Here is a 19,691-nt window from a genome sequence, read left to right as displayed (position 1 = left end):
CACGATGCGCACGCCCTCCCGGCCGATGGCCGCCCTGTCCCTCACCGTGGCCACCGCGCTGGCCGTCAGCGCCTGCGGCGGGGACACCACCGCCGAGGCGTCCTCGGAGTCCGCCGAGGTCACCGTTGCCCACGCGCAGGGCGAGACCGCGGTCCCGGCCGACCCGCAGACCGTCGTCGTGTTCGACGTCGGCGTCCTGTCGACCCTGGACAGCCTCGGTGTCGAGGTGGCCGGCGTCCCGGAGGCCACCTACCCGGAGTCGCTGGCGCAGTACGGCGGGGACGAGTACGCCAAGGTCGGCTCGCTCTTCGAGCCGGACTACGAGGCGGTCGACGCCCTCGAGCCCGACCTCATCGTCGTCGGCGGGCGCTCGGCCGCCGTGTACCCGGAGCTCGCCGAGATCGCCCCCACCATCGACCTGACCGTCGACAACGGCGACTTCCTGGCCTCCTTCGAGGAGCGGGTGACCACGCTCGCTGAGGTCTTCGGCGAGGAGGACGCCGTCGCCGACCGGCTGGCCGCCCTGGACCAGCGGGTCGCCGAGGTGCGGGAGACCGCGGCCGGCGCCGGGGACGCGCTGTTCGTGATGACCAACGCCGGCGAGGTCAGCGCCTACGGCCCCGAGACGCGCTTCGGCATGGTCTACAGCGAGCTGGGGCTGACCCCCACCGACGAGGCGCTGACCGCCGCCGACCACGGTGACGCCATCTCCTTCGAGTACATCGCCGAGAAGGACCCCGACATCCTGCTGGTCCTCGACCGCGACGCCGCGATCGGCGAGTCCGGCACGGCCGCGCAGCAGGTGCTCGACAACGAGCTGGTCCGGGGGACCACGGCCTGGCAGGACGACGACGTCCACCATCTCGACTCGTCCGTCTGGTACATCGCGCCGAACGGCCTGCCGTCGGTCGAGCAGATGGTCGAGGAAGTCGCTGCGGCCGTCGAGTGACGCGCACGACCGGACGACGCAGCGGCGTCGCACCCGCCCCCCGGGGGCAGGTGCGGCGCCGCCGCGGTGTGCAGCGGTGGCACGTCGCCGCCGCCCTGGCCACGCTCGTGCTGGCTGCGCTCGCGTCCCTGTTCGTCGGGGTCGGCGACCTGACGCCGGCCGACCTGCTCGACCCCGACGAGGCGCAGGCCCGGGTGCTGTGGACCAGCCGGGTGCCGCGGCTGCTGGCGATCCTGCTGGCCGGGTCGGCGATGGCGGTGGCCGGGCTGGTGATGATGCACCTGACCCGCAACCGGTTCGTCTCCCCGCAGACCGCCGGGACGACGGAGTGGGTCGGGCTCGGCATCGTCGTCGCGACGCTGTCCTTCGGCGGGGCCTCGGTGCTCGGCAAGATGGTGATCGGCGTGGTGTTCGCGCTGGCCGGCACGGCGCTGTTCGTCTGGCTGCTGCAGCGGATGGTCCTCACCGACGTCGTGGTGGTGCCGCTGGTCGGCATCCTGCTGGGCGGCGTGGTGAGCGCGGCGGCGACCTTCCTGGCCTACCGCTTCGACCTGCTGCAGACCGTGGACGTGTGGATGAACGGCGACTTCTCCGGCGTCCTGGCCGGTCGCTACGAGCTCCTCTGGCTGGTGCTGGCCGCCACCGTGGTCGCCTACCTGTGGGCCGACCGGTTCTCCGTCGCCGGCATGGGCGAGAGCTTCGCGATCAACCTCGGTGTCGCCTACACCCGCGTCGTCATGGTCGGCCTGGCCATCGCCTCGGTCGTCACCGCGATCGTCGTGGTCAGCGTCGGCTCGATCCCCTTCCTCGGCCTGGTCGTCCCGAACCTGGTCACGCTGGCCATGGGTGACGACCTGCGCCGGGTGCTGCCGGTGACCGCGCTGACCGGCGCGGCGTTCGTGCTGGTCTGCGACGTGCTCGCCCGGACCGTCCGGTACCCGTACGAGGTGCCGGTCGGGATGATCGGCGGCGTCGTCGGCGGCGTGCTGTTCATCTGGCTGCTGCTGCGTGCCCGGAAGCGGGCCCTCTGATGGCCGCCGTCCTCACCGCGCCGCAGCGGGCCGTCCGCCGCCGGCGCACGCTGGTCGTCCTCGGCGTCCTCACCCTGGCCGTCGTCGCCGCGTTCCTCACCGTCGACGTCACCGGCTCCTGGGACTACGCGCTGCAGCAGCGCGGCCGCCGGCTGGCCGCGATGGCCGTCGTCGCCGTGGCGGTCGCCGTGTCCACCGTGCTGTTCCAGACCGTCACGAACAACCGGATCCTGACCCCGGAGATCATGGGGTTCGACCGGCTGTTCGTGCTGATCCAGACCGTGGGCGTCTTCTCCCTCGGTGCCGCCACCGTCACCACCACCGACCCGCGGCTGCGCTTCGCCGTCGAGGTCGTGGTGCTGATCGGCTTCGGGGCGCTGCTGTACCGGTCGCTGTTCGGTCGCACCGAGCGCGACGTGTACGTCCTGGTGCTGCTCGGGGTCGTGCTCGGCTCGACCTTCACCAGCCTCACGCTGCTGGTGTCCCGGCTGATCGACCCCAACGAGTTCCTCACCCTGCAGGACCTGCTGTTCGCCAGCTTCAACTCCGTCGACCGGCAGATGCTGGCGCTGTCGGCGGTCCTGGTCGCCCTGGTCACCGCCGGCGTCTGGCGGCTGCTCCCCCGGCTCGACGTCGTCGCGCTCGGCCGGGACACCGCCGTCGGCCTGGGCGTCGAGCACCGCCGCGTGGTCGACCGGGCGCTGCTCGCCGTCGCCGTCCTGGTCGCCGTCGCCACCGCTCTGGTCGGGCCGATCACCTTCCTCGGCCTGCTGGTGGCCAACCTGGCCCGCCAGCTGCTGGGCACCCACCGGCACGCCTGGGTGCTGCCCGGGGCGGCCCTGCTGGCGCTGCTCGCGCTGGCCGGCGGGCAACTGGTCCTGGAGCAGGTGTTCGGCTTCAACTCCAGCCTCAGCATCGTCGTCAACTTCGTGGGCGGGATCGTCTTCATCGCCCTCCTCGTCAGAGAGCCCCGCCAGTGATCGAGATCGAGTCCGTCTCCAAGGCCTACGGCGACGTCCGCGTGCTCGAGGACGTCTCGCTGACGATCCCGACCGGCGGCATCACCTCGCTGATCGGCGCCAACGGTGCGGGCAAGTCCACGCTGCTGTCGGTCGCCGCCCGGCTGCTGCCGGCCGACGCCGGCCGGGTCCGCGTCGACGGGATGGACGTCGCGACGACGCCGGGGCGGGTGCTGGCGCGGCGGCTGGCCGTGCTGCGCCAGGAGAACGCGATGTCGGTGCGGCTGACCGTGCGCGAGCTCGTCGCCTTCGGCCGCTTCCCGCACTCCGGCGGCCGGCTGACCGCCGATGACCACCGCCTGGTCGACGAGGCGATGGAGTGGTTCGAGCTGGGCCCGCTGGCCGACCGGCACCTCGACCAGCTCTCCGGTGGGCAGCGCCAGCGCGCCTACGTGGCGATGGTGATGTGCCAGGGCACCGACCACGTGCTGCTCGACGAGCCGCTGAACAACCTCGACATGCGGCACGCCGTCCAGATGATGCGGATGCTGCGCGGCATGGCCGACGAGCTCGGCCGCACCGTCGTCCTCGTCGTCCACGACGTCAACGTCGCCTCCTGCTACTCCGACCGGATCGTGGCGATGCGGGAGGGCCGGCTCGTCGCCGAGGGGCCGACGGCGGAGCTGATGACGCCGGAGCTGCTGCGCAAGGTGTTCGACGTCGAGGTCGAGGTGCACGAGCTGGCCGGGCGGCGGATCGGCGTGCCCTGGTCCTGACCCGCGGGTGACCGGTGCTGCAACGGGGTCGACGCACCGGACGACGACCAGCGCCACCTCCTGGTCCGCCTCCCGCGTGCGCGAAAGGCTTGGTCAGCGGCGGGTTGGGGGTCCGGAGGTGTCGTAGGTTCGGGTCGTGCAGGAGGTCGCCGGTCACGCGTCGCCGGTGGCGCGTGCGCTCGCCGGGTGGCTGGTCGAGCGGCCTGCGCCGTTCCGCCGGTTGCCGGTCGGGCTGCTGTCGCGGGAGCAGAAGGCCGCGGAGTTGCCACGGCACCGCCGCCCATCTGGCGCACCGCGCGTGGCTCTACCGGTCGCACCTGCCGGCGACCTGGGCGGCGCTGGCCGCCGGGGAGCTGGACGAGGCGCGGGCGAAGGTGCTGGTCGACGTCCTGGCGCACACCAGCGCCGGAGTGGCCCGCGGCATCGAGGCGCAGCTGCTGCCCGAGGCGGCCGACCGCACGACCGGCAGGCTGCGCCAGCGGGCCCTGGGCCTCCTGCTGCAGGCTGACGCCGACGCGGTCGACGCCCGCCGGGCGCAGGCCCAGCGGCCCGCCGACGTGCGCTGCTACCCCTCGCCGCTGGACGGGATGGCCACCCTGGCCGCCGAGCTGCCCGCGGGGACCGCCGCGGCCTGCCACGACACCCTCGACCGGCTGGCCCGGATGCTGAAGGCCGACGGCGACCACCGCCCGGTCGGGCAGCTGCGCACCGCGGTGCTCGCCGACCTGATCCAGCGCCCGTGGGACACCGGCCACCCCGCCGTGACCGCGCACCTGCAGATCACCGCCACCCTCGCCGCGCTGGCCGGCGCCTCGGCCGAGGCCGGCGACGTCAACGGGCTGGCCATCACCGCCGCGCAGGTGCGCGAACTGCTCGCCCAGTTCGACGCGCTGAACCTGTGCACCGCCGAGGGCGGCACCACCACGATCGGGATCACCGACGAGGCCGGCGTCCTGCTGGCCACCGCCGGCCTCGACCGGCTGCGCCGGCTGGCCCGCCGCAGCTGCCCCGATCACCCGGCCACTGACTGCGGCTGCCCGGTCCTCGACCGCCCCGAGCCCGTCGACACCTACGAGCCCTCCGCGGCGCAGCAGACCTTCCTCCACACCCGCGACCGCACCTGCCGCTTCCCCCCTGCGGGCAGCGGGTCGGCTGGGCCGACGCCGACCACGTCCTCCCGCACGCCTGCGGCGGCGACCGACTGCGCCGACCTGTGCTGCCTGTGCCGCAGCCACCACCGGCTCGAGACCCACGCCCGCGGCTGGCGCTTCCAGATGGACGCCGACGGCGTCCTCACCGTCACCACACCCTCGGGCATCACGAGGACCACGAGACCACCGGGCCTGCGACCACCCCCCGCCGTGGACACCGGGCCACCGCCGCAGCCCGACCCGCCGGTACGCCGGACGACGACCCGCCACCCTTCTGACCGGAGACGGCCGGAATCGACGTGTCCGCAGGTGCACGTGGGCGGAGCTACGCCCAGCGGGCCAGCGCCGTGCAGGTCCCCGGCGTGACCACGGTGAACCCCGCGTCGACGATCGCCACGGGAGCCTCCGCCCGCAACTGCGCCCAGCGTGCGGCGGCCGGGTGCTCCACGACCACCGGGAACGCAGCAGCCGACCAGGCGGCCAGCCGCTGCGCGGGCATCCGCATCGCGGTCACCTGCGCGGCGTGACCGGCGGCCGCGGCGGCCTTGCCGAGCGGGAGGAACGGCTCCGGGCAGATCGACACGACGACGGGACCACCCGGCGCCGGGTCGACCAACTCGCGCACGTCCGGGTCCTCGAGTTCGCTGCCGGACAGCTGCAGCCTCGCGACCTCCCGCGGCAGCTCGTCGAGCGCGGTGGGTACGAGCGCGCGGACCCGGGCGCCGGCCACCTCGGCGGTGACACCGGGCAGCTCCCCCACCCGCTCCCAGGCCGCACCCCGGGCCCGCCGGCAGTGCTTGCGGATCCGCCCGTCGGTCCACCGCCGGACCTGCGGGTGCCACTCACCGCCGGCCCGCGACCGCGCGTCGGCCAGCAGCCGGACGACCGCGACCGCCGCGGCCTCGCAGACGGCGGTCCGGGTCGGCGGAGCGCTCCTCCCGACGCACGCGACCAGCTGCATCGCCCAGGGCGCCTGGCCCTCCGGGTCCGCGTGCACTCCCCCACCCTGCCGACTGCGACCCACACCGCGCCGAGGGGGTGCGCGCGGCCGGTGCCGACCACCCGCCACCCGCGGCCCGGTTCCACGTGGAACCGGCGGTGTGACGTCCGTGTGACGATTACCGCGCGGCGTCGCATCACTCGGCCGGGTGGGGTTGGATCGAACCCATGTGCGGCCTCTCCGGCGAGATCAGGTTCGACGGCTCCCTGGCCGACACCACCGCGGTGGCGCGGATGGTCGACGCACTGGTCCCCCGCGGGCCGGACGGCGAGGGCCACTGGAGCGCCGGCCGGGTGGCGTTCGGCCACCGGCGGTTGTCGGTCATCGACCTCTCGGCCAGCGGCGGGCAGCCGATGGTCGACAGCGAGCTGGGCCTCTCGGCGGTCTTCAACGGCTGCATCTACGACTACAAGGAGCTGCGCGCCGAGCTCGAGAGCCACGGCTACCGCTTCTTCTCCACCAGCGACACCGAGGTCCTGCTCAAGGGCTACCACCACTGGGGCGTCGACTTCGTCGACCACCTGCACGGCATGTTCGTCGTCGTCATCCACGAGCGCGACAGCGGCCGCGTGGTCATGGCCCGCGACCGGCTGGGAATCAAGCCGCTGTACCTGGCCGAGACGCCGGGCCGGCTGCGGTTCGCCTCGTCGCTGCCGGCCCTGCTGCGCGCCGGCGACGTCGACACCTCCATCGACCCGGTCGCCCTGCACCACTACCTGACCTGGCACGCCGTCGTCCCCGCGCCGCGGACACTGCTGAACGGCGTCCGCAAGCTGCCGCCGGCCACCGTCCGCGTCATCGAGGCCGACGGCACGAGCACCGAGCGCCGCTACTGGGAGCCCACCTACGAGCGGCGTCCGGAGCACTCCGGCTGGTCGGCGCGCGACTGGGAGGACGCGATCGAGGAGGCGCTGCGGGTCGCCGTCCGCCGGCGTCTGGTCTCCGACATCCCGGTCGGCGTGCTGCTCTCGGGTGGCCTGGACTCCAGCCTGATCGTCGGCCTGCTGGCTCAGGAGGGGCAGACCGGGCTGGCCACCTACTCGATCGGCTTCGAGGCCGCGGGCGGGCGCGAGGGCGACGAGTTCCAGTACTCCGACGTGATCGCCGAGCGCTTCGCGACCGACCACCACCGCATCCGCGTGTCCTCCGACGAGCTCGCCGCGGCCCTCGGCCACGCGATCGGCGCGATGGCCGAGCCGATGGTCAGCCACGACGTCGTCGCCTTCGACCTGCTCTCCGAGCGGGTCAGCCAGTCGATCCGCGTGGTGCAGTCCGGGCAGGGCGCCGACGAGGTGTTCGCCGGCTACCACTGGTACCCGCCGCTGGCCGACGTCGGCCGCGAGGAGGCCGTCGAGCGCTACGCCGCGGCCTTCTTCGACCGCGGCGCCGACGACATGGCGGCGCTGGTCGGCGAGCGGTACGCCCTCGACGGCGACCCCAGCCTCGACTTCGTCCGCGAGCACATGTCCCGGGCCGGCGCGCAGACCGCCGTCGACGCCGCGCTGCGCCTCGACAGCGAGGTCATGCTCGTCGACGACCCGGTCAAGCGGGTGGACAACATGTCCATGGCCTGGGGTCTGGAGGCCCGCGTGCCCTTCCTCGACCACGACCTGGTCGAGCTGGCCGCCGCCTGCCCGCCCGAGCTCAAGCTCGCCGACGGCGGCAAGGGCGTGCTCAAGGCGATCGGCCGGCGGATCATCCCGCCGGAGGTCATCGACCGGCCCAAGGGCTACTTCCCGGTGCCCGCGATCACCCACCTCGAGGGCAAGGTGCTCGGCCTGGTGAAGGACGCGCTGTCCAGCGACGCCGCCCGGGACCGGGCGCTGTTCCGCCCCGAGTACGTGTCCCGGCTGCTCGACCACCCCAACGCCGACCTCACCCCGCTGCGCGGCAACAAGCTCTGGCAGCTGGGCCTGCTCGAGCTGTGGCTGCAGAACCACGGGGTCTGAGGGGATCCCCGTGGTGCCGCCCCGGCTGGCCGGACTGCGCCGTCGTCCCCTGCCGGCGCCGACGCCCGACCTGACCCGGCGCAGCTGGCAGAAGCCCTCCGAGCACCAGCTGGAGGGCATGGACACCGACGTCGTGCTCGACCTCGCGTGGGGCCGGCTGGTCTTCGGCCAGACCTTCGCCGAGATGCGGCGCATCCTCGACGCGCTCCGGGCGGAGGGGGCCGGCCAGCGCGACATCTGCATCTACGCGCGCGACCCGCACGTGCTCGTCGGCCTGGCCCCCGACGAGCTGTTCATCGACCCCTCCTACACCTACCGGCTCGACCTCTACCGCTACCGGCCCCGGCCCGAGCTCATCCGCGGCGTCTTCGTCCGCACGGTGACCGCGCTGGAGGAGATGCAGGCGATCAACGAGATCTACGCCCGCAACGGCATGGTGACCGGCGACCCCGGGACGATGTGGGCCAACCACCGGACCCGCTGCTTCACCTACCTCGTCGCCGAGGACACGCGGACCCGCACGATCGTCGGCACGGTCACCGGCGTCGACCACGTGCTCGCCTACGGCGACCCGGAGGGCGGCACCAGCCTGTGGTGCCTGGCCGTCGACGGGCAGAACGCCCCGCCGGGCACCGGGGAGGCGCTGGTGCGGGTGCTGGCCGAGCGCTACGTCGGCCGTGGCCGCTCCTACGTCGACCTCTCGGTCATGCACGACAACAGCGGGGCGATCGCGCTCTACCGCAAGCTCGGCTTCGTGCGCGCCCCGGTGCTGTGCGTCAAGCGCAAGAACCCGATCAACACGCCGCTGTTCGCCCCCCGTCCGGCCGGTCTGGACCGGCTCAACCCCTACGCGCGGATCGTCGCCGACGAGGCGCTGCGCCGCGGCATCCGCGTCGAGGTCACCGACGCGGAGTTCGGCGAGCTGCGGCTGTCCCTCGGGGGCCGGCGGGTGCTGACCCGCGAGTCGCTGTCGGAGTTCACCACCGCCGTCGCCATGAGCCGGTGCGACGACAAGCGGGTGACCCGCCGGATCGTCGAGGCGGCCGGCGTCCACGTGCCCCGGGGCGCCACCGTGCCCGAGGACGACCTCGGCCCGGCGCACGACCTGCTGGCCGAGTGCGGCGAGCTGGTGGTCAAGCCCGCCCGCGGGGAGCAGGGCAAGGGCATCACGGTGGGCGTCAGGACCGGGGACGAGCTGACGCGGGCGGTGTCGGCCGCGCGGCTGTTCTGCCCCGACGTCCTCGTGGAGGAGCTCGTCGCCGGCGAGGACCTGCGCGTGGTGGTCATCGACCACGACGTGGTCGCGGCGGCGGTGCGCCGGCCGGCCGAGGTGGTCGGCGACGGCCGCCGGACGGTCACCGAGCTGGTCCGCGCCACCAGCCGGCGGCGCGAGCGGGCCACCGGCGGGGAGTCGCGCATCCCGCTGGACGACGTCACCGCCGACGTCGTCCGGGCGGCCGGGTACACGATGGACGACGTCCTGCCCGACGGCGAGCGGCTCCGCGTGCGGCGGACGGCGAACCTGCACACCGGCGGCACGATCGAGGACGTCACCGAGCGGCTGCACCCGGCGATCGGGCAGGCGGCGGTGCGTGCCAGCCGGGCGATCGGCATCCCGGTCACCGGCATCGACTTCCTGGTCCCCGACGTCGAGGGCCCCGACGCGGTGTTCGTCGAGGCCAACGAGCGCCCCGGTCTGGCCAACCACGAGCCGCAGCCCACCGCCGCGCGCTTCGTCGACCTGCTCTTCCCCGAGACCCGCCGCCGCTGAAGGAACCCGGACCTCACCGGGGGGCGAACACGGCGATCAGGTCGTCGACGTCGCGGTGCGCGTGGCGCGGGTGGCGGAACGGCCGGTGCGGCTGGACCTCGTAGTGCGTGCCCCGGCCCCGGCGGGTGCGGGTCACGTAGCCGTCGTCCTCCAGGTCGCGGAGGATGCCCAGCGTCGCCCGGGTGCTGATCCCGACGCGGGCCGCGATGTCGGCCACCCGGCTGTCGGGGTCCTCGGCGACCGCGAGCAGCACGTGCCCGTGGTTGGTCAGGAACGTCCAGGACGGTCGTCGGTCGGTCACCGCTGCCTCCGCTGGCACTGATGGGTGAACTCTGCTTCACTCGTCCGCAGGAGGGGAGTATCCCCGCGACGCTCCGTCGTCAGGACGGCCCCACGGGCGGGGTCCGGCGGAGCGGGCCCGACGAGGGCCGGGAGAGACCTCCGGTTGGTGCACACCGACTGGAGGTTGTCCGTGGACGTCCCCTCCCTGCTCTGGCTGACCGTGCTCGGCCTCATCGTCGGCATGCTCGCCGTCGACCTCTTCGCCCACCGCCGCGCGCACGTCATCGCCGTCCGTGAGGCGGCCCTGTGGTCGGCGGTCTGGGTCGCCGTCGGCGTCGGGTTCGGCGCGTGGGTCTGGCTGGCCCACGGCGCCGAGCTCGGCCAGCAGTACTTCGCCGGGTACCTGATCGAGAAGTCGCTCGCCGTCGACAACGTCTTCGTGTGGGCGATCGTCCTCACCTCCTTCGCCGTGCCGCGGGAGTACCAGCACCGGGTGCTCTTCCTCGGCGTGCTCGGGGCGCTGGTGCTGCGGGGGGCGTTCATCGCCGGCGGCTCGGCCCTCATCGCGAGCTTCGGCTGGGTGCTCTACCTCTTCGCGGCGTTCCTGCTGGTCACCGGGTACCGGATGCTCCGCCGGCGCGACGAGCACGTCGACCCGTCGCGGTCGCGCACCCTGCGGCTGTTCCGCCGCCTCGTGCCGATGACCGACGCCTACCACGGGCAGCGCTTCGTCGTCCGCCGCGGCGGCGTCCTGCTGGCCACCCCCCTGCTCGCCGTGCTGGTGCTCGTCGAGGTGACCGACGTCGTCTTCGCCGTCGACTCGATCCCGGCCATCTTCGCCGTCACCGACGAGCCGTTCCTGGTCTTCACCGCCAACGCGTTCGCCATCCTGGGCCTGCGGGCGATGTACTTCCTGCTCGCCGACCTCGTCCACCGCTTCGTGTACCTCAAGGTGGGGCTGGCGCTGGTGCTGATGTGGGTGGGCGTCAAGATGCTGCTCAAGGTCGACGTCCTGTACGTGCCGACGACGCTCTCCCTCGCGGTGATCGTCACGATCCTCGGTGTCTCGATCGCGGCGAGCCTGCGCGCCACCCGGGGGCAGGGACGCCGGGCGCTCGAGGCCCCCGCCGCTCCCCCGTTCCGGGTGGCCTCCGACGAGGAGACCGCGGCGCTCGAGCCCGTCTGGCGCCGGCGCAGCCGGGAGCGGGCGGGTGAGGTGGGCTGAGCCCCCTCACTGCCGTCCTCGCTCCCGTACCCGAGCCGACCGCCGGGCCGGCTGGCCCGGCCGGCGACGTCCCTGCCCGCGTGGCCGACGCCCGGTCCCCGACCACGGGTTCGGGCTCGTGCCGACCCTCCGCGGACCGCCTCCCGCCCCACGGCGATCATGGACCTGCGGTGGCGGCGCGCGCGGGGACGCCGGGAGTGTCGCCACCGGCAGCCCATGATCGCCGGACGGGGGGACGATGGCCTACCTGCTGGCCGCGCTCGGTGGCGCGCTGGGCGCGCTGGCGCGCTGGGGCGTGGCCGAGGCGCTCCCCCGCTCCCCCGGCGGCTGGCCCTGGGCGACGCTGCTGGTCAACCTCGGCGGCTGCCTGCTGATCGGCGTCCTCACGGGCGTGCTCGCCGCCCGCCGTCCCGAGCCGGCCTGGGCGCGGCCGTTCCTCGCCGTCGGCGTGCTCGGCGGGTACACGACGTACTCGGCGTTCGCGGTGGAGGCGGTGCTGCTGGCCGACCGCGGTGCCGTCGTGCTGGCCGCCGGGTACGTGCTCGCCTCGGTGCTCGGCGGAGTGCTGGCCGTGGTGGCCGGTGTGCGTGCGGTGCGGGGCCGGGCCCGGTGACGGCGCTGCTGGTGGCCGTCGGTGCGATGGCCGGCGCGCCCCTGCGGCTGCTGGTCACCCGGCTGGCGGCGCGGTCGCACCACGATCCCGCGCTCGGCACGCTCGCGGTCAACGTCGCGGGCTCGGCCGTCCTCGGGGTCCTGCTCGGGCTGGGCAGCGCGCCGTCCTGGGTGCTCGCGCTGGTCGGCACCGGGTTCTGCGGGACGCTGACGACCTTCTCCGCGTTCGGCGCCGACGTCGTGCGGCTGGTCGAGGAGCGGGCCGTCGGGCGGGCCCTGGCGTACGTGACCGCCAGCCTCGTCCTCGGCCTGGCGGCCGCCGCAGCCGGGTGCGCACTCGCCCGCTGAGCGCCCTGCAGGTGCCACGCGGACGCGTCGTCAGTAGGGTCGGGACCGGTGGCCGGGACAGACGCGGGAGACGGGCGGGCGGACAGTCCGGTCGTCGTCGTGGCCAACCGGCTGCCGGTCGACCAGGTGACCGACCCCGACGGGACGACGCGCTGGCAGCGCAGCCCCGGCGGTCTGGTGACCGCGCTGGAGCCCTTCGTCGCCGGCCGCGGCGGCGCGTGGGTGGGCTGGTCCGGCTCGGCCGGCGAGGCGCCCGAGCCCTTCGAGTCCGGCGGCATCTCGCTGGTCCCCGTCCCGCTCTCCGAGGACGAGGTCGACCGCTACTACGAGGGCATGTCCAACGCCTCGCTGTGGCCGCTGTACCACGACGTGGTCGAGAAGCCCGAGTACCACCGCACCTGGTGGGACACCTACGTGCAGGTCAACAAGCGCTTCGCCGACCGGGCCGCCGAGGTCGCCGCCGAGGGCGCGATCGTCTGGGTGCACGACTACCAGCTGCAGCTGGTGCCGGCGCTGCTGCGCCAGCGGCGCCCCGACCTGACCATCGGCTTCTTCCTGCACATCCCGTTCCCGCCCTATGAGCTGTTCACCCAGCTGCCGTGGCGCTCGGCGGTCGTGGAGGGGCTGCTCGGCGCCGACCTGGTCGGTTTCCAGCGGCCCAGCGCGGCGGTCAACTTCGTCCAGCTGGCCCGCCGGCTGCACGAGCTGCCCACCCGCGGGGCCACCATCGGCTACGACGGCCGCACGGTGACCGCCCGGGCGTTCCCGATCTCCATCGACGTCGCCGCCTTCGACGAGCTGGCCTCCTCCCCGGAGGTGGGCAAGCGGGCCGAGGAGATCCGCGCCGAGCTCGGCAACCCGGAGAAGATCGTCCTGGGGGTCGACCGGCTCGACTACACCAAGGGGATCGGCGTCCGGCTGCGGGCGTTCGAGGAGCTGCTCGAGGACGGCGCGATCGAGGCGCCGCAGACGGTCCTGGTGCAGGTGGCCACGCCCAGCCGCGAGCGGGTCGAGCACTACGTGCACATGCGCGAGACCATCGAGCAGCAGGTCGGGCACATCAACGGGGTGTACGGGTCCATCGGCGCCCCGGCCGTGCAGTACTTCAACCAGTCGATGCCGCGCGAGGAGCTCGCCGCTCTCTACCGGGCCGCCGACGTCATGCTCGTGACGCCCTACAAGGACGGCATGAACCTGGTGGCCAAGGAGTACGTCGCCGCCCGCGGCGACCTCGGCGGCGCGCTGGTCCTCTCGGAGTTCGCCGGCGCCGCGGCCGAGCTCAAGCAGGCGTTCCTGGTCAACCCGCACGACATCGCCGGCGTGAAGAACCAGCTGCTGCGCGCGCTCCGGATGGAGCCCAAGGAGGGCGCCCGCCGGATGCGCGCGATGCGCCGGCACCTGGTCAGGCACGACCTGGACCACTGGGCGACGTCGTTCTTCGACGCCCTGCGCGCGCAGGCGTGACCGGGCTCGCGGGCAGCGCCGTCCCCGACGGTCTCGTCGCCGCGCTGACTGGCCTGGCCGCCCGCCGTCCGCTGCTGGTCGCCTCCGACTACGACGGCGTGCTGGCGCCGCTGACCGACGAGCCCTCCAGCGCCGTCGCCTCCCCCGGCGTGGCCGAGGCGCTCGCGCGGGTGGCCGCGGCCGAGGGCGTCACCGTGGCGCTGGTCAGCGGACGCGGTGTCGACGACCTGCGCCGGGTGAGCCGCTTCGACGGCCCCTACCGCTGGGTGGGCAGCCACGGCGCCGAGTACGGCGGGCCGCTGGCCGGCGAGCTGGCCGGCCGCCGTGACGTGCTGGCCGGGACCCTCGCCCCGCTGGTGGCCGCCGTCCCCGGTGCCCGGCTGGAGGTCAAGCCGGCCAGCGTGGCCGTCCACGTGCGGCAGGTCGGCGATCCCGTGGCGGCCGCCGCGCTGCTGGCGGACGCACGGGCGGCGGTGGATCCGTCACTGACGATGAAACCGGGCAAGGCGGTGCTCGAGGTCGCCGTCACCGACGCCGACAAGGGCAGCGCGGTGCGCCGGCTGCGCGAGGAGCTCGGCGCGGTCGCGGTGCTCTACCTCGGCGACGACCTCACCGACGAGGACGTGTTCGGCACGCTCGGTCCGGCCGACGTCGGGATCAAGGTCGGTGAGGGCGAGACGGCGGCCGGGCACCGCGTGACCGACCCCGAGGCCGTGCTCGCCGTCCTCCGGCTGCTCGGCGACCTGCTGGCCTGACCCCCCGGCGCGTCGCCTCCCCGGAGAGAGCGACCGCCGGCCGGCCGGGGGGTCACCTCTCCCTCGCGGTCGACTCGACGACGGTCACGTCCGTGCTGACCTGCGCGGACGTCGCCACCGTCGGCCGCCCCGGACCGGTCACCGCGGCAGCGCAGTCGACCTGACGACGGCGCCGCGGCCGGTCACCGCCTCGTCCACAACGATCCGGCCGGGACCGTTCCCCGTGCCGCGGTGCGGGCGCCGGCGGGCCGCACCATTCCTCCTGCACGCCCGTCAGTCCGAGCGGTCACCCGCGTGCACCGTCGCCAGGAGGCCTCCCGTGAACGCCGCGCTCCCCCCGCGCTCCAGCTCCGCCGGCTGGTTCGCCGACCGTCCGCTGACGGTCAAGTTCGGCGCCCTCGTCGCCGTCGGCACCCTGTCCCTGGGCGGTCTGCTCGGCGCCGTGGAGCTGGGCAACAGCGCCGTGCACGACGCCCAGGGGCGGCTCGCCGAGCTGCACCACGCCCAGGAGCTGGTGCTGCGGCTGGACACCCGGGCCAGCGAGCTGAAGGTCGACGGGTTCAAGGCCATCGTCCGCGACGACCCCGCCGAGCAGCTCTCGGAGCTGGCCGACGACGTCGCCGAGCCGGAGGCACTGCTCGCCGAGCTGGACGGCGTCGCCCTCGACGGCGACGCGGCCGCGGCGGTGGCGGACCTGCAGGGGACCTTCGGCGACTACACCGACGCCATCACCGCCTTCGTCGACGGCGCGGTCGCCGACCAGGCCGCCACCCGCCTGCGGTGGGAGGACATCCAGGCCGCCAACGACCTCACCGACGGGGCCGTCGGTGAGGCGAAGGACACCCTGGACGTCCAGGCCGCGGCGGCCGAGCAGGCGGTGACCGACGCCATCTCCCGCGCGGAGACCACCGCGCTGCTCGCCGCGGCGGTCGGCCTGGTGCTGCTGGTCGGCCTGAGCTGGCTCACCGCCCGCTCGGTCATCCGCCCGGTCCGGACCGTCCAGGCCTCCCTGGAGGCGCTCGCCACCGGCGACCTGACCGGCACGACCGGCATCACCTCCCGCGACGAGCTGGGCCAGATGGCCGGGGCCCTGGACGGCGCCCGGGCCGGCCTGCGCGAGGTCATGGCCGCGGTCGTCGGGGCCGCCGACTCGGTGGCGGCGTCGTCGGAGGAGCTGAGCGCGTCGTCGGCGCAGATCTCGGCGTCGGCGGAGGAGACCTCGGCGCAGTCCGGGGTGGTCGCCGGTGCGGCGGAGGAGGTCAGCCGCAACGTGCAGACCGTGGCGGCCGGTGCGGAGCAGATGGGCGCGAGCATCCGGGAGATCGCCAGCAACGCCGCGGAGGCGTCGGCGGTGGCGGCGCGGGCGGTGACCGCGGCGGAGACGACCACGGCGACGGTGGCCAAGCTGGGGGAGTCCTCGGCCGAGATCGGCAACGTGGTGAAGGTGATCACGAGCATCGCCGAGCAGACCAACCTGCTGGCGCTCAACGCCACCATCGAGGCGGCCCGGGCCGGAGAGGCCGGCAAGGGCTTCGCGGTGGTGGCCAACGAGGTCAAGGAGCTGGCCCAGGAGACGGCCAAGGCGACCGAGGACATCGCCCGGCGGGTGCAGGCGATCCAGGCCGACACCGGCGCCGCGGTGGGGGCGATCGGGGAGATCTCCCAGATCGTCGCGGCGATCTCCGACCGGCAGACCACCATCGCCTCGGCGGTGGAGGAGCAGACCGCGACCACCAACGAGATGAGCCGGTCGGTGCAGGAGGCCGCGCAGGGGTCGGGGCAGATCGCGGACAACATCACCGGGGTGTCCACCGCGGCGGAGTCCACCACCCAGGCGCTGACCCAGACCCGCACCGCCGTCGACGAGCTCTCCCGGATGGCCGCCGACCTCCGCACCAGCGTCGCCCGCTTCACCTACTGAGACAGGGCCTCCCCGCAGGGAGGCCACGACAGCACAGGAGAATCCCGGATGTCCTCCCCCGCCGCGACCCGTCGCCGGCGCTCCCGCTGGTTCGCCGACCGGCCGATCGCCGTCAAGATCCTCAGCCTGCTGGCCTTCAGCGCCTCCGTCGGCGTGGTGCTGTGCCTGGTCGCCGTCGGCCGGATCGACGCCCTCGACGAGAGCCAGCGGGACATGTACGAGGGCCACGTCGTGGCCCTCTCCGATCTCGACGGCATCCAGGCCGGCTACGAGCAGCTGCGGCAGGGCTACCAGGCCTACTTCCTGGCCGACGCCACCACCCGCGTGGGGCTGAGGGCCCAGCTGGCCGAGGGGCAGCAGGCCGTCGGCCAGCTGGTGGAGGCCTACGCGGCCACCACCGAGCACCCCGAGCTGTTCACCCCCCTGGCCGAGGACCTCGCGACGTCGTTGCGGGTCAGCGACGAGCAGTTCGTCGCCGCGCTCGACGCCGGTGACGTCGCCACCGCCGGCGCGGTCGCCGCCGGGCCGCTCGTCGAGGCGCAGGACGCCGTTACCGCGGGGTTCAGCGAGCTGCGGCAGGTGCTGCGCGACGAGGCCGACGACCAGGCCCTGGCGGGCGCCGACACCGCCGCCGGAGCGGTCACGACCCTCTGGACGATCCTCGCGGTGACCGTGGGCATCGGCCTGCTCGTCGTCCACGTCGTCGTCCGGCAGATCGTGGGCACCGTCCGCGCCGTGCAGCGCACCGTCGACGCCCTGGCCGCCGGGGACCTCACCGTGACCCCGGACGTCGACACGCTCGACGAGCTGGGCCGCATGGCCGCCGGCCTCGGCGCCGCCCAGGACAACCTGCGCGCGGTGCTCACCTCGGTGGCCGCCTCGGCCGACGCCGTCGCCGCCTCCTCGGAGGAGCTGTCGGCCTCCTCGGCGCAGATCTCCGGGTCGGCGGAGGAGACCTCGGCGCAGTCGGGCCGGGTCGCCTCGGCGGCCGAGGAGGTGTCCCGCAGCGTGCAGACGGTGGCGGCGGGCGCCGAGCAGATGGGCGCCAGCATCCGGGAGATCGCCAGCAACGCCGCCGAGGCCTCCGCCGTCGCCACCCGCGCAGTGACGGCCGCGGAGACGACGACGGCGACGGTGGCCAAGCTCGGTGAGTCCTCCGCCGAGATCGGCAACGTGGTCAAGGTGATCACCTCGATCGCCGAGCAGACCAACCTGCTGGCGCTCAACGCCACCATCGAGGCGGCCCGGGCCGGAGAGGCCGGCAAGGGGTTCGCCGTGGTCGCCAACGAGGTCAAGGAGCTGGCCCAGGAGACGGCCAAGGCGACCGAGGACATCGCCCGCCGCGTCGAGGCGATCCAGGGCGACACCACCGCGGCGATCGGGGCCATCGGGGAGATCAGCCAGATCGTCGCGGCGATCTCCGACCGGCAGACGACCATCGCCTCGGCGGTGGAGGAGCAGACCGCCACGACCAACGAGATGAGCCGCTCGGTGCAGGAGGCCGCGCAGGGCTCCGGCCGGATCGCCGGCACCATCACCGGCATCTCGACGGCGGCCGCCGCCACCACCCAGGCGCTGGGCCAGAGCCACACCGCCGTCGACGAGCTCTCCCGCATGGCGACGGACCTCCGCGCCACGGTGGGCCGCTTCACCTGGTGAGTCCGCAGACCCGGCGGGGCGCCCGGACGGGGCGCCCCGCCACCCACCCCCACACGTCTGGCCGCCGGACGGCGACCTCCCCCACCCCAGGAGCACACCGATGACCGCACCGACACCGGCACCGACCCGACGGCGGCGCCGGTCGACGGACCGCCCGGTCGCCGTCCGCATCACGGTCGCCGTCGGGCTCGCGGCCCTGACCGCGGTCGTCGTCGGCCTGATCGGCCTGGGCAACCTGCAGGGGCTGCGTGACGCCCGCGCCGAGGAGCTGCGCACGTCGCTCCCCCACCTGCAGACCCTGCACTCGATCGGGCTGACGGCGAAGGCCACGGCGAACGACGAGCGGGGCTTCCTCCTCACCGGCGACGAGGACTTCCGCGCCCAGGTCGACGAGCGCCTGGCCACCATCGACGAGCTCTTCGTCACGGCCCGGGAGACCGCCGCCCCAGGGGACGAGGCCGCGCTCGACGACCTGGAGGCCGGCATCGCGACCTGGTCGGACGGCCTGGCCGACGAGTTCGAGCGGTTCGGGACCGACCGGGACGGGGCCGTCGCGCAGGCCATGGGCCCGACCCGCGACCTCCGCAAGGCCTACGAGGAGCTGCTCGAGGCGTCGCTCGCCACAGCGGAGGCGCGGATCCTGGAGGGAGCCGGCTACGAGGACACGGTGTCGACGGCGACCACCGTCATGGTGGCGGCCTGCGCGGCCGGCGTCGGGCTCGCCGTCGTCGTCGGGCTGCTGGTGACTCGGTCGGTGACCCGCGGCCTGCGCCGGCTCGAGGAGACGGCGGGCCGGCTCGCGGCCGGGGACCTGACCGTGTCCACCGGGGTCGACCAGGCCGACGAGATCGGCCGGACCGCCGCCTCGCTCGACGAGGCCGTCGGCGCGCTGAGGGTGGCGCTGGGGTCCGTGGCGGCCTCCGCCGACGGACTGGCGGTCTCCAGCGAGCAGCTGTCGGCGTCCTCGGCGCAGATCTCGGCGTCGGCGGAGGAGACCTCGGCGCAGTCCGGGGTGGTGGCCGGCGCGGCGGAGGAGGTGTCGCGCAACGTGCAGACCGTGGCCGCGGGTGCGGAGCAGATGGGCGCCAGCATCCGGGAGATCGCGACCAACGCCGCGGAGGCCTCCGCGGTGGCGGCCCGCGCGGTCACGGCCGCGGAGACCACCACCGCCACCGTCGCCAAGCTCGGCGACTCGTCCGCCGAGATCGGCAACGTGGTCAAGGTGATCACGAGCATCGCCGAGCAGACCAACCTGCTGGCGCTCAACGCCACCATCGAGGCGGCCCGGGCCGGGGAGGCCGGCAAGGGCTTCGCGGTGGTCGCCAACGAGGTCAAGGAGCTGGCCCAGGAGACGGCCAAGGCGACCGAGGACATCGCCCGCCGCGTCGAGGCGATCCAGCACGACACCGGGGCTGCCGTCGGCGCGATCGGGGAGATCAGCCAGATCGTGGCCCAGATCAGCGACCGGCAGACCACCATCGCCTCGGCGGTGGAGGAGCAGACCGCCACCACGAACGAGATGTCCCGGTCGGTGAGCGAGGCCGCGCAGGGCTCCAGCCAGATCGCCGGCACGATCTCCGGCGTCTCCTCCGCGGCGGCCGCCACCACCCAGGCCCTGGACCAGAGCCGGACCGCCGTCCACGAGCTGTCGCGGATGGCCGGCGACCTCCGTGCGGCGGTGGGCCGCTTCACCTGGTGACCCGCGCCCCCTGCACGGCCGGCCCCGCCGGCCGAGGGGGGAGCACCCGACGACGCCGCGGCCCGCGCCTCCCACCCCGGGAGGCGCGGGCCGCGGTGCGTTCGCCGACCATTCTCCACGGACCCGGCGGAATGGTCATC

17 protein-coding genes are annotated in these 19,691 nt (G+C 74.4%); 15 read left to right on the top strand and 2 right to left on the bottom strand.

Features of this window, described 5'->3' with window-relative positions; translation table 11 throughout:
• Positions 1–4 precede the first annotated feature (4 nt).
• The 5 genes from JOD57_RS11900 (at position 5) to JOD57_RS11880 (ending at position 5,232) form a co-directional block, all read left to right on the top strand.
• Positions 5–949 (top strand): siderophore ABC transporter substrate-binding protein, encoded by a 945-nt coding sequence (locus JOD57_RS11900; RefSeq protein WP_204692226.1) that lies wholly within the window; start codon positions 5–7, stop codon positions 947–949.
• The gene (locus JOD57_RS11895; RefSeq protein ID WP_204692225.1) at positions 946–1,980 is read left to right on the top strand and encodes an ABC transporter permease; all 1,035 of its coding nucleotides are present in this window, start codon (positions 946–948) and stop codon (positions 1,978–1,980) included. Before JOD57_RS11900 ends, JOD57_RS11895 begins: the two co-directional genes overlap by 4 nt.
• A complete protein-coding gene (locus JOD57_RS11890; RefSeq protein ID WP_204692224.1) occupies positions 1,980–2,960 on the top strand; it encodes an iron chelate uptake ABC transporter family permease subunit in 981 nt (326 codons plus the stop codon). Before JOD57_RS11895 ends, JOD57_RS11890 begins: the two co-directional genes overlap by 1 nt.
• Positions 2,957–3,715 carry an iron ABC transporter ATP-binding protein gene (locus tag JOD57_RS11885; protein ID WP_204692223.1) on the top strand — a complete coding sequence of 253 codons (759 nt, stop codon included), beginning with the start codon at positions 2,957–2,959 and terminating at the stop codon, positions 3,713–3,715. Before JOD57_RS11890 ends, JOD57_RS11885 begins: the two co-directional genes overlap by 4 nt.
• A gap of 173 nt (positions 3,716–3,888) precedes the next feature.
• Entirely contained in the window at positions 3,889–5,232 is a 1,344-nt protein-coding gene (locus JOD57_RS11880) for a 13E12 repeat family protein (RefSeq protein WP_239568404.1), read from the top strand.
• Here the strand turns inward: JOD57_RS11880 and JOD57_RS11875 are convergent.
• Positions 5,192–5,863 carry a peptidyl-tRNA hydrolase gene (locus JOD57_RS11875; protein ID WP_204692222.1) on the bottom strand — a complete coding sequence of 224 codons (672 nt, stop codon included), beginning with the start codon at positions 5,861–5,863 and terminating at the stop codon, positions 5,192–5,194. The genes JOD57_RS11880 and JOD57_RS11875 overlap by 41 nt on opposite strands.
• 170 nt (positions 5,864–6,033) lie before the next feature.
• On the opposite strand from JOD57_RS11875, the gene JOD57_RS11870 reads away from it, so the two are divergent.
• Together JOD57_RS11870 and ngg are read left to right on the top strand one after the other, a co-directional pair.
• Positions 6,034–7,815: an N-acetylglutaminylglutamine amidotransferase gene (locus tag JOD57_RS11870; protein WP_204692221.1), complete on the top strand. Its 1,782-nt coding sequence runs from the start codon at positions 6,034–6,036 to the stop codon at positions 7,813–7,815.
• A 10-nt stretch (positions 7,816–7,825) separates the two neighbouring features.
• Positions 7,826–9,586 carry an N-acetylglutaminylglutamine synthetase gene (gene ngg, locus JOD57_RS11865; RefSeq protein ID WP_307824629.1) on the top strand — a complete coding sequence of 587 codons (1,761 nt, stop codon included), beginning with the start codon at positions 7,826–7,828 and terminating at the stop codon, positions 9,584–9,586.
• Between the two features lie 13 nt (positions 9,587–9,599).
• Here the strand turns inward: ngg and JOD57_RS11860 are convergent, their stop codons facing one another.
• Positions 9,600–9,887 (bottom strand): helix-turn-helix transcriptional regulator, encoded by a 288-nt coding sequence (locus tag JOD57_RS11860; RefSeq protein ID WP_204692220.1) that lies wholly within the window; start codon positions 9,885–9,887, stop codon positions 9,600–9,602.
• Between the two features lie 171 nt (positions 9,888–10,058).
• Between JOD57_RS11860 and JOD57_RS11855 the strand changes: the two genes are divergently transcribed.
• The 8 genes from JOD57_RS11855 to JOD57_RS11820 all read left to right on the top strand — a co-directional run bounded on the left by JOD57_RS11855 (position 10,059) and on the right by JOD57_RS11820 (position 19,551).
• On the top strand, positions 10,059–11,093 hold the full coding sequence (locus JOD57_RS11855) for a TerC family protein (protein WP_204692219.1): 1,035 nt from the start codon (positions 10,059–10,061) through the stop codon (positions 11,091–11,093).
• Between the two features lie 238 nt (positions 11,094–11,331).
• Positions 11,332–11,706 (top strand): fluoride efflux transporter FluC, encoded by a 375-nt coding sequence (locus JOD57_RS11850; protein WP_204692218.1) that lies wholly within the window; start codon positions 11,332–11,334, stop codon positions 11,704–11,706.
• On the top strand, positions 11,703–12,053 hold the full coding sequence (locus JOD57_RS11845) for a fluoride efflux transporter FluC (RefSeq protein ID WP_204692217.1): 351 nt from the start codon (positions 11,703–11,705) through the stop codon (positions 12,051–12,053). Before JOD57_RS11850 ends, JOD57_RS11845 begins: the two co-directional genes overlap by 4 nt.
• A gap of 48 nt (positions 12,054–12,101) precedes the next feature.
• Complete coding sequence (locus tag JOD57_RS11840; protein ID WP_204692216.1) at positions 12,102–13,517, top strand: alpha,alpha-trehalose-phosphate synthase (UDP-forming); 1,416 nt, start codon at positions 12,102–12,104, stop codon at positions 13,515–13,517.
• On the top strand, positions 13,514–14,272 hold the full coding sequence (otsB, locus tag JOD57_RS11835) for a trehalose-phosphatase (protein WP_204692215.1): 759 nt from the start codon (positions 13,514–13,516) through the stop codon (positions 14,270–14,272). The genes JOD57_RS11840 and otsB overlap by 4 nt, the downstream gene beginning before the upstream one ends.
• Positions 14,273–14,591: 319 nt before the next feature.
• Entirely contained in the window at positions 14,592–16,193 is a 1,602-nt protein-coding gene (locus tag JOD57_RS11830) for a methyl-accepting chemotaxis protein (RefSeq protein WP_204692214.1), read from the top strand.
• Between the two features lie 48 nt (positions 16,194–16,241).
• On the top strand, positions 16,242–17,852 hold the full coding sequence (locus tag JOD57_RS11825; protein WP_204692213.1) for a methyl-accepting chemotaxis protein: 1,611 nt from the start codon (positions 16,242–16,244) through the stop codon (positions 17,850–17,852).
• Positions 17,853–17,952: 100 nt separating this feature from the next.
• A complete protein-coding gene (locus JOD57_RS11820) occupies positions 17,953–19,551 on the top strand; it encodes a methyl-accepting chemotaxis protein (protein WP_204692212.1) in 1,599 nt (532 codons plus the stop codon).
• Positions 19,552–19,691 lie beyond the last annotated feature (140 nt).

Origin of the sequence: Geodermatophilus bullaregiensis (assembly GCF_016907675.1) — a bacterium.
In the GTDB taxonomy this organism is placed as follows: Bacteria; Actinomycetota; Actinomycetes; order Mycobacteriales; family Geodermatophilaceae; genus Geodermatophilus; species Geodermatophilus bullaregiensis.
Note: the sequence above shows the minus strand (reverse complement) of the source record. Positions and strands in the feature narration are given on the sequence as shown.

Excerpts from the sequence above, each read along its gene's own strand:
- JOD57_RS11900 (WP_204692226.1), top strand. The coding sequence starts at position 5 with ATGCGCACGCCCTCCCGGCCGATGGCCGCCCTGTCCCTCACCGTGGCC.
- JOD57_RS11890 (WP_204692224.1), top strand. The coding sequence starts at position 1,980 with ATGGCCGCCGTCCTCACCGCGCCGCAGCGGGCCGTCCGCCGCCGGCGC.
- JOD57_RS11870 (WP_204692221.1), top strand. The coding sequence starts at position 6,034 with ATGTGCGGCCTCTCCGGCGAGATCAGGTTCGACGGCTCCCTGGCCGAC.
- JOD57_RS11850 (WP_204692218.1), top strand. The coding sequence starts at position 11,332 with ATGGCCTACCTGCTGGCCGCGCTCGGTGGCGCGCTGGGCGCGCTGGCG.
- JOD57_RS11825 (WP_204692213.1), top strand. The coding sequence starts at position 16,242 with ATGTCCTCCCCCGCCGCGACCCGTCGCCGGCGCTCCCGCTGGTTCGCC.
- JOD57_RS11820 (WP_204692212.1), top strand. The coding sequence starts at position 17,953 with ATGACCGCACCGACACCGGCACCGACCCGACGGCGGCGCCGGTCGACG.